9 protein-coding genes are annotated in these 8,251 nt (G+C 71.5%); 3 read left to right on the forward strand and 6 right to left on the reverse strand.

Annotated features, from left to right (window positions below; genetic code table 11):
* Positions 1-1,383 (reverse strand): DEAD/DEAH box helicase (locus ND748_RS19570; protein ID WP_285902389.1); only part of this gene is annotated, 1,383 nt, incomplete at its 3' end.
* A 320-nt stretch (positions 1,384-1,703) separates the two neighbouring features.
* Between ND748_RS19570 and ND748_RS19575 the strand changes: the two genes are divergently transcribed.
* Positions 1,704-2,396, forward strand: coding sequence for a ferritin-like fold-containing protein (locus ND748_RS19575; protein ID WP_251747455.1), 693 nt, complete (start codon positions 1,704-1,706; stop codon positions 2,394-2,396).
* 64 nt (positions 2,397-2,460) lie between these two features.
* On the opposite strand, the gene ND748_RS19580 is transcribed toward ND748_RS19575, so the two are convergent.
* From ND748_RS19580 to ligD, 4 genes are all read right to left on the reverse strand, one after another.
* Positions 2,461-2,685 carry a DUF3107 domain-containing protein gene (locus tag ND748_RS19580; protein ID WP_251747456.1) on the reverse strand — a complete coding sequence of 75 codons (225 nt, stop codon included), beginning with the start codon at positions 2,683-2,685 and terminating at the stop codon, positions 2,461-2,463.
* A 135-nt stretch (positions 2,686-2,820) separates the two neighbouring features.
* Complete coding sequence (locus tag ND748_RS19585; RefSeq protein ID WP_251747457.1) at positions 2,821-3,603, reverse strand: TetR/AcrR family transcriptional regulator; 783 nt, start codon at positions 3,601-3,603, stop codon at positions 2,821-2,823.
* Positions 3,604-3,754: 151 nt separating this feature from the next.
* Positions 3,755-3,955 (reverse strand): hypothetical protein, encoded by a 201-nt coding sequence (locus tag ND748_RS19590; protein ID WP_251747458.1) that lies wholly within the window; start codon positions 3,953-3,955, stop codon positions 3,755-3,757.
* A gap of 110 nt (positions 3,956-4,065) precedes the next feature.
* Positions 4,066-5,001, reverse strand: a complete 936-nt coding sequence (gene ligD, locus ND748_RS19595; protein ID WP_251747459.1) for a non-homologous end-joining DNA ligase — start codon at positions 4,999-5,001, stop codon at positions 4,066-4,068.
* Between the two features lie 246 nt (positions 5,002-5,247).
* Between ligD and ND748_RS19600 the strand changes: the two genes are divergently transcribed.
* The gene (locus tag ND748_RS19600; RefSeq protein WP_251747460.1) at positions 5,248-6,417 is read left to right on the forward strand and encodes a Ku protein; all 1,170 of its coding nucleotides are present in this window, start codon (positions 5,248-5,250) and stop codon (positions 6,415-6,417) included.
* Between the two features lie 101 nt (positions 6,418-6,518).
* Here the strand turns inward: ND748_RS19600 and ND748_RS19605 are convergent, their stop codons facing one another.
* The gene (locus tag ND748_RS19605; RefSeq protein WP_251747461.1) at positions 6,519-6,722 is read right to left on the reverse strand and encodes a CsbD family protein; all 204 of its coding nucleotides are present in this window, start codon (positions 6,720-6,722) and stop codon (positions 6,519-6,521) included.
* 205 nt (positions 6,723-6,927) lie between these two features.
* On the opposite strand from ND748_RS19605, the gene moeZ reads away from it, so the two are divergent.
* Positions 6,928-8,100, forward strand: coding sequence for an adenylyltransferase/sulfurtransferase MoeZ (moeZ, locus tag ND748_RS19610; protein ID WP_251747462.1), 1,173 nt, complete (start codon positions 6,928-6,930; stop codon positions 8,098-8,100).
* Positions 8,101-8,251: the final 151 nt, after the last annotated feature.

Consider the following 8,251-nt stretch of genomic DNA (forward strand, 5'->3'; position numbering starts at 1 on the left):
GGTGCGGCGACGGGTACGGGTGCGGGCCGGCACCGGCGGGTTGTCCGCCTGGGTGGTCTCGCGCCCGGTACGCGCCCCGCGGCGCCCACCGCGACGGGACTCGCCGAGGTCCTCGAGGTCTTCCGCGTCGAGCCCGGCGCGGGTTCGCGCGGCGTGCGGGAGGGTGCCCTTGGCCTCGGTCGGGATGCCGAGCGCCTCATACAGGTGCGGCGAGGTGGAGTAGGTCTCGAGCGGACCCTCGAACGGCAGCGCGAGCGCCTTGTTCACCAGCGTCCACCGGGGCAGGTCGTCCCAGTCGACGAACGTGACGGCGACGCCGCTCTCGCCGGCGCGGCCGGTGCGGCCGATCCGGTGCAGGTAGACGTTCTCGTCCTCGGGGCACTGGTAGTTCACCACGTGGGTGACGCCGCTGATGTCGATGCCGCGGGCGGCCACGTCGGTGGCGACCAGGACGTCGACCTTGCCGGCCCGGAACGCGCGCAGCGCCTGCTCGCGCTGGCCCTGCCCGAGGTCGCCGTGCACGGCGGCGGCGGCGAATCCGCGCTTGTCCAGGTCCTCGGCGACCTTGTCCGCGGTGCGGCGGGTGCGCACGAACACCATCGCGAGCCCGCGGCCACCCGCCTGCAGGACGCGGGCGAGCACCTCCATCTTGTCCAGCGCGTGGGCGCGGAAGACGTGCTGGTGCGTGGTCGGCACCGTGCGCGTCTCGTCCGGCTGCTCGGCGCGGACGTGCACCGGCCGCTGCATGAACCGCCGGGCCAGCGAGATGACCGGGCCGGGCATGGTCGCGGAGAACAGCATGGTCTGCCGGCTGGTCGGCAGCTGCGCCATGATGCGCTCGACGTCGGGCAGGAAGCCCAGGTCGAGCATCTCGTCGGCCTCGTCGAGCACCAGCGTGCGCACGCCGGCGAGGTCGAGCACCCGCTGCCGGGCGAGGTCGAGCAGCCGGCCCGGCGTGCCGACGACGACGTCAACTCCGGCGCGCAGCGCGCTGAGCTGCGGCTCGTAGGCCCGGCCGCCGTAGACGGACAGCACCCGAACGCCTCGGCGCGTGCCGGCGCGGGTGACGTCGGACGTCACCTGTACGCACAGTTCCCGGGTGGGCACGACGATGAGGGCCTGCGGCCGCCCGTCGGCGCCTTCGTCCGCCGCCAGCACCGTCTGGACGACGGGGATGCCGAAGGCGAGGGTCTTGCCGGTGCCGGTGCGGGCCTGACCGATGATGTCATTGCGGGCCAGGGCGAGCGGAAGCGTCAGCTCCTGGATGGGGAAAGCGTGCACAATGCCCGCTTCGGTCAGCGCTTCGACCGTCTCGGCGCGAACACCGAGGTCGGCGAAGGTGGGCGCTGCCGGCGCTGCCGGCGCTGCGGGCGTGTCGGTCAGGGGTTGGGGAGTCGGTAGATCATCTGAGGATGGTGCGGCTGTGACGGACAGCGGGACGCTCCTGGTCTGCTCTGAGCGGTGTCTACGCTGAACCCGCTCGCGGTGAGCCGCGCGGCGCCCGCGACCCGAAGTCCGTGTGCCCCGGCGCCATAGATGGCTACTCTGGGTGCACAGGTGACGAGGCGACGCCTGCTACGCGACAGCCGAGGTGACATAATGACCTCTGGCTACGACCTAGCATAGCTGGTGTGCACGCCGAGTGGGGGCTCCTTGGCCGAGGTTTGCCGACACCGGCGGCGGCAGGTGCCAGAATCGCGCCTGTGACACAGACATCCTCCCTGCCGACCGACGTGCCCCGACCGGACCTGGCGGGCCAGCCGGACCAGGCGACCGTCGACCTGCTGGGCCTGCTTGCCTACGGCGAGCTGACCGCCTTCGAGCGGATGGCCACCGACGCGCGGATGTCCCCGACTCTAGGTGACAAGATCGCCCTCGCGGCGATGGCCGCCGCCGAGTTCTCCCACTTTCAGGCCATCTGTGGAGAACTGGATCGGCTCGGCGTCGACCGGGAGCACGCGATGGCGCCGTTCATCGGCCCGCTGACCGCGTTCCACAACTCGACCGCCCCGGCGGACTGGTTGGAGAGCCTGGTCAAGGCGTACGTGGGCGACAACATCGCGGCGGACTTCTATCGCGAGATCGCCGCGCGACTGCCCTCGCCGTCGCGCGAACTGGTGCTGAATGTGCTCGACGACACTGGCCACGCTGCGTTCGCGGTGGACCGGGTGCGGGCCGCGATCGAGGCCAACCCGACCGTCGCCGGCCGCCTCGCGCTGTGGGCCCGCCGCCTGGTCGGCGAGGCGCTCACCCAGGCGCAGCGGGTGGGGGTCGACCGGGACGCACTGACCGGTCTGCTGGTCGGAGTCGGCGATCTGGACGCGCTGGCGTCGATCTTCAACCGCATCATGGCCGCGCACGGTCGCCGGATGGCGGCGCTGGGCCTCTCCGCCTGATCGACCGCCGGGCGTGCCGGGCGGACAGGCCGCACGGCACGCCGAGCTCGCGATCAGCCTTCGATCAACCGCCGAATCCCACCCGCCGCGGCCCGCCGGCAGCGATCTCCACATAGGCCAGGGCCGCGACCGGAACCACCACCTGCCGACCCTTGTCGTCGGTGAGGGTCAGCACGCCGTTGTCGGCCTTGACCGCCTCTCCCACCAACGCGGCGAGGGCCTCCGCCGACTGGTCGCTCTCCAGCACCAGCTCCCGGCTGACCTGCCGCACGCCGATCTTGACCTCCACCGATGACCTCCGCCTTCGTCGGACCTACCGCCGGCGGACACCCGCCGCCGAGGTTGGATCACCGCCCACACTATGGCTTCCGGGACTTCTCCACCGGGACGGGATCGGCGTGTTCGCTCCGGGCACACCCAGCGCTCACCGGTCCGGTCGGGGCTCCTCGTGCGTGGGCCGAGGGTCCTGTGGGTCGGCGCGGGGATCGCGGTGTTCCCGCTGGAGGTCGACGTGCTGGTCGGCGTGCTGGTTGGCGTGCTGGTCATCGTGCTCGTCGAGGTGCTGGTCATCATGCTGGCCCTGGCGGGGGTACCCGCCGATGCCGCGCCAGGCCAGCTCCACCATCGACTCGATGGCCCGCTCCTTCGCCACGGTGCCGCCGCGGACCAGCCACCACCGCGACGCCGTCTCGGCGAGTCCCACCAGCCCGACGGCGAGCAGGTCGGCCTCGTCCTGGGTCAGCCCGGTGTCGGCGACGATGGTCGCCGCGATGGAACGCACGCACTGGGCGAAAGCGGTCTCGATGCGCTGGCGCACCGCGGGCACGCTGCGCAGGTCGGACTCCAGCACGAGCTGGTGGGCGCCCGACGGGTCGTTGACGAAGTCGAAGTACGCCCGCACCGAGCGCGCGATGCGCGCGTGGTTGTCGGTCGTCGACGCGAGCGCCTCCTGCACGCTCGTGACGAGCTGGGTGGTGTGCTCGTCGAGCAGCGCGATGTACAGCTCCAGCTTGCCCGGGAAATGCTGGTACAGCACCGGCTTGCTGACGCCCGCCCGCTCGGCGATCTCGTCCATCGCGGCGGCGTGATAGCCCTGTGCGACGAAGACCTCGCGGGCGGCGCCGAGGAGCTGGAAGCGACGGGCGGTGCGGGGTAGCCGGGGAGTGCGTCCCGGGCGCGTGCCGGGCGAGGCTGGCTCGGCGGTCACCGGCGCACCTCCTGGTTGATGTGGTCAAACCCTACCCGCGGACACCGGCGCGGCGCGGGGCCCCGCAACGCGATCGCCGGGCCCCGTGCGCATCGCGCCGGGACCCGGCCCGCGCACCGCGACCGGCCGGCCGGCCGGCGGGGTCAGTGGGTCAGCGGTAGTAGTCGTCCTCGTCGTTGTCGACGACGATGCTCTGCTCGACGACGTCGAACTCGTCGGCCTCACTCGGCGGAGCGGAGAGCACCGGCGGGGCGCCCGCCGCCGGACGGACCTCCCGGGCCTGCTCGGCCGCGTCGGCGTCCGACACCTCCAGGGGAAGGCCGGAGGCTGGCAGATCGGTGGGAACTCCCATGGGGACGTCCTCCTGGGCTGGTCGGGATGGCGGCCCGCCGAGGCGGGTAACGGATGCGGTCCAGAACCCGGGCCGGGTCCGGATCGCGATGTGCCCGGGATCGGGCCGTCTCACGCGGAACCATCCGACCCGTCCGGTCGGGCCGATCGTCCGCCGCCGGACGGGTCCGTGCGCAGGGGGGCGAACAGGTCCCCGTGCTCGGTGACCCGCCGCAGCACCTCGTCCGCGGTGAAGGTCAGATCCTCGGGGCGCCGGCAGCCCCGCACCTCCGCCCAGGTCACCGGGGTCGAGACGGTGGGACGGTCCCGTCCGCGCAGCGAGTAGACGCTCGCCGTCGTCTTGGCCGGGTTGTTCTGCGACCAGTCGAGCAGCACCCGGCCGCCGCGCAGGTCCTTGCGCATGTTCGCGACGACGAGGTCGGGATGTTCGCGTTCGAGCCGGGTGGCCACCACGCGCATGTCCGCCCGGACCTGCATGGCGCTGCGCCCGTCGGTCACCCGTCCATATACCTGCAGGCCCTTGGACCCGCTGGTCTTCACGCACAGCGGCTCGGGCAGAACCTCGCGCAGCAGCAGGGCCACCCGGGCGCAGTCGACCACCGTGGCCGGCGCGCCCGGGTCCAGATCGGCGACGACGAGGTCGGGCAGCCCGGTCGAGATCCGCCACATCGGTGTGTGCAGTTCGAGCGCCGCGAGGTTGGCCAGCCACACCAGGGTGGGGCGGTCGGCGGCGACGAGGTAGTCGATCGTCGAACGGTCCTTCGTCGACCCGGGCGAGGGCAGTCGCGCGATGGTGGTCCAGTCGGGCCGGTGTGAGGGCGCGTTCTTGGTGAAGAAACTCGACTCCGTGACGCCGTTCGGGAAGCGGACGACGGTCAGCGGCCGGTCCGCCAGATGCGGCACCGCGACCGCGCTGATCCGGTGGTAGTAGTCGATGACCTGGGCCTTCGTGAAGCCGGTGGCCGGGTAGAGGACCTTGTCCAGGTTGGACAGCCGCAGCTGGCGGCCATCCACCTCGACCGTGGTCTGGCGAACGGCGTCGCTCATCCCGGCATCGTTCCCGCTGCTCCCGGCGTTACCGGCGTTGCCGCTGCGCTCGGCGCTGTCCCGGGCACGCCCTCACCCCTTCCGGCCGGTGCCGACGGCAACCCGGCGTCGGCTGCGCGCTGTCCCGCTCGCGATCCGCCGTGCCCAGGGTCGCGTCTGCTGATAACTTTGGGCGTTTCCCTCATCTGGCTTACTCGTGGGCGTCCAGTGGGTCACCATGGTGGGTAATCGACGTGAGGGGCGAACATGCGTTCGATCTGGAAGGGTGTGATCTCCTTCGGCCTGGTGTCGATCCCGGTCCGGCTCTACTCCGCGACGCAGGAGCGGGATGTTGCCTTTCACCAGGTCAGGCGCTCAGACGGCTCCCGTGTGCGGTATCGCCGGGTGGCGGAGGCCGACGGGGACGAGGTCAACTACGCCGACATCGCCAAGGGCTACGAGCTGCCGGACGGTCAGACCGTCGTGCTCACCGACGAGGACTTCGCGAACCTGCCGTTGTCCACCTCCCGGGCGATCGATGTGCTGGAGTTCGTCCCGCTGGAGCAGGTCGACCCGATCTACTTCGCCAAGAGCTACTACATCGAACCGGACCGCACCGGCGCGAAGCCCTACGTCCTGTTGCGCGACGCGCTCGCCGAATCGGGCCGCGTCGCGCTGGTGAAGATAGCTCTGCGTCAGCGCGAGCAGCTCGCGACGCTCCGGGTGCGCGACGGCGTCTTCGTCCTGGAGACGATGATCTGGCCGGACGAGGTGCGCGAGCCGGACTTCCCGTTCCTGGACGAGGACGTCGAGGTGCGCCCGCAGGAGCTGGCGATGGCCGCCTCGCTGATCGACACCCTCGCCGCCGACTTCGATCCCACCCGGTTCACCGACGAGTACCGGGAGGCACTGCAGTCGGTCATCGACGCCAAGATCGCCGGCCGAGAGGTGATCAGCCCGCCGGCCAGCCCGCAGCAGGAGCCGGTCGGGGACCTGATGGCCGCACTGCGCGCGAGTATCGCCGCCGCCCGCCGAGACCACCCGGACGGAGCCGGCGCCGGGGAGCTCTCCGCCGCCGAGCCCACCGACGGCGAGGCCCCGCCCAAGGCGAGAAGTACGGCGCCGAAGGTCACAGCGGCCAAGGCCACCCCCGCCAAGGCCACGTCCGCCAAGGCCACCCCCGCCATGGCCACGTCCGCCAAGGCCACGTCCGCCAGGGTCACGCCTGCCAAATCCACCTCCGCCAAGGCCGCACCCACCAGGAAGGCGCCGTCCAGGGGCGCGTCCGCCAAGGGCGCGCCCGCCAGTGGTGCGTCCAAAAACGGTGCGTCCAGCAGAAACGGTGCGTCGACTAACGGTGCGTCCCCCGACGGGGCGTCCGCCAAGTCGAAGGCGACACCCTCGCGCGCCGCGGAGCCCACCCGGCGCACAGCCTGATCGGGCCGGGTGGGCTCCGCTGGGCCGGCCAGTCTCAGCCACGGCGCCAGCCGTGACGGAAGGTGGCAGCAGCACGGAAAGGGGACTTCCGCGGCCCCGTCCTAGCGACGGAAGGCGTCCTTGGCCTTCTCGCCGGCGTCGCGCAGGTCAGCGACGCCGCGTTCGCTCCGGCCCTCGACCCGCAGGTCCCGATTGTCGGTGGCCTTCCCGGCCGTCTCCTTGCCCCGCCCTCGCAGCGCGTCCACCTTGTTCCTGACCTTGTCAACGAAGGACACCGCACTCAACTCCCCACAGGGTGTGGTCATCAGGTCATCGTCGGTGTACCCACCGGGGTCCGGGGAACACGTTGGGGGTGCCAGACGCTGCACCGACGGGAGCCGTTCCGGGCGAGGTCCGCGAGCCGAAGCAGCAGCGGGCGCACGCGGATCGGGCCCGGGATGGCTCATTCCCGACGAGGCCGCGCGCCGTTGTGGCATCGTCGAAGAACGACACCGAACGCGAGGAGCAAGCGTGTCCCTTCCGCCCCTGGTCGACCCCGCCGAGGGCCTGACCGTCGACGAGGTTCGCCGGTACTCCAGGCATCTGATCATCCCGGATGTCGCCATGGACGGCCAGAAGCGGCTGAAGAACGCCAGGGTGCTGGCCGTCGGCGCCGGCGGTCTCGGCTCGCCGACCCTGATGTACCTGGCGGCCGCGGGCGTCGGAACGCTCGGCATCGTGGAGTTCGACACCGTCGACGAGTCGAACCTGCAGCGCCAGATCATCCACGGCCAGTCCGACATCGGCCGGTCGAAGGCCGAGTCGGCACGGGACTCGGTCCTCAACATCAACCCGTACGTCAACGTGGTCCTGCACGAGACCCGGCTGGACACCTCCAACGTGATGGAGATCTTCAGCCAGTACGACCTCATCGTCGACGGGACCGACAACTTCGCCACCCGGTACCTGGTCAACGACGCGGCCGTCCTGCTCGGCAAGCCGTACGTCTGGGGCTCGATCTACCGGTTCGACGGCCAGGCCAGCGTCTTCTGGGCGGACCACGGTCCGTGCTACCGCTGCCTCTACCCGGAGCCCCCGCCCCCCGGGATGGTCCCGTCCTGCGCCGAGGGCGGCGTGCTCGGCGTGCTGTGCGCGTCGATCGCGTCCATCCAGACGACCGAGGCGATCAAGCTGCTGACCGGGATCGGTGACCCGCTGGTCGGCCGGCTGATGGTCTACGACGCCCTCGAGATGACCTACCGTTCGATCAAGGTTCGCAAGGACCCGGAGTGCCCACTCTGCGGGAAGAACCCGTCGATCACCGAGCTGATCGACTACGAGGCGTTCTGCGGCGTCGTCTCCGAGGAGGCCCAGCTCGCGGCCGCCGGTTCGACGATCACCGCGAGCGAGCTCAAGGGCTGGCTGGACGCCGGTGAGCCGATCGAGCTGGTCGACGTCCGCGAGCCGGCCGAGTGGGAGATCGTCCGGATCCCCGGCGCCCGGCTGATCCCGAAGGGCGACCTGCCGGCCCACCTGGCCGACCTGCCCCAGGACCGGCGCGTGGTCGTCTACTGCAAGTCCGGGGTGCGCTCCGCCGAGGCGCTCGCGACGCTCAAGGGCGCCGGGTTCTCCTCGGCCGTGCACGTCCAGGGTGGCGTGACGGCCTGGGCCACTCAGGTCGACAAGTCCCTGCCGGTCTACTGAGCCGTGGGCGGATCCGTCACCTGCGTGGGCCGGTCCGTCATCGGCGTGGGTCGATCCGTCGGGCCGGCCTGGTCGTCGCGACCCGAGCATCGGCGGTCGCGGTGAGCCGGCCACGCGGCCGGCGCGACGCGCCGCCGGCGAGCCTGTCCGC

The organism is Frankia sp. AiPs1 (genome assembly GCF_023716945.1).
Taxonomy (GTDB): Bacteria; Actinomycetota; Actinomycetes; order Frankiales; family Frankiaceae; genus Frankia.

Coding starts and splice junctions, on each gene's coding strand:
- ND748_RS19590 (WP_251747458.1), bottom strand. CDS start 3,955: ATGGGAGTTCCCACCGATCTGCCAGCCTCCGGCCTTCCCCTGGAGGTG.
- ligD (WP_251747459.1), bottom strand. CDS start 5,001: ATGAGCGACGCCGTTCGCCAGACCACGGTCGAGGTGGATGGCCGCCAG.
- ND748_RS19600 (WP_251747460.1), top strand. CDS start 5,248: ATGCGTTCGATCTGGAAGGGTGTGATCTCCTTCGGCCTGGTGTCGATC.
- ND748_RS19605 (WP_251747461.1), bottom strand. CDS start 6,722: ATGACCACACCCTGTGGGGAGTTGAGTGCGGTGTCCTTCGTTGACAAG.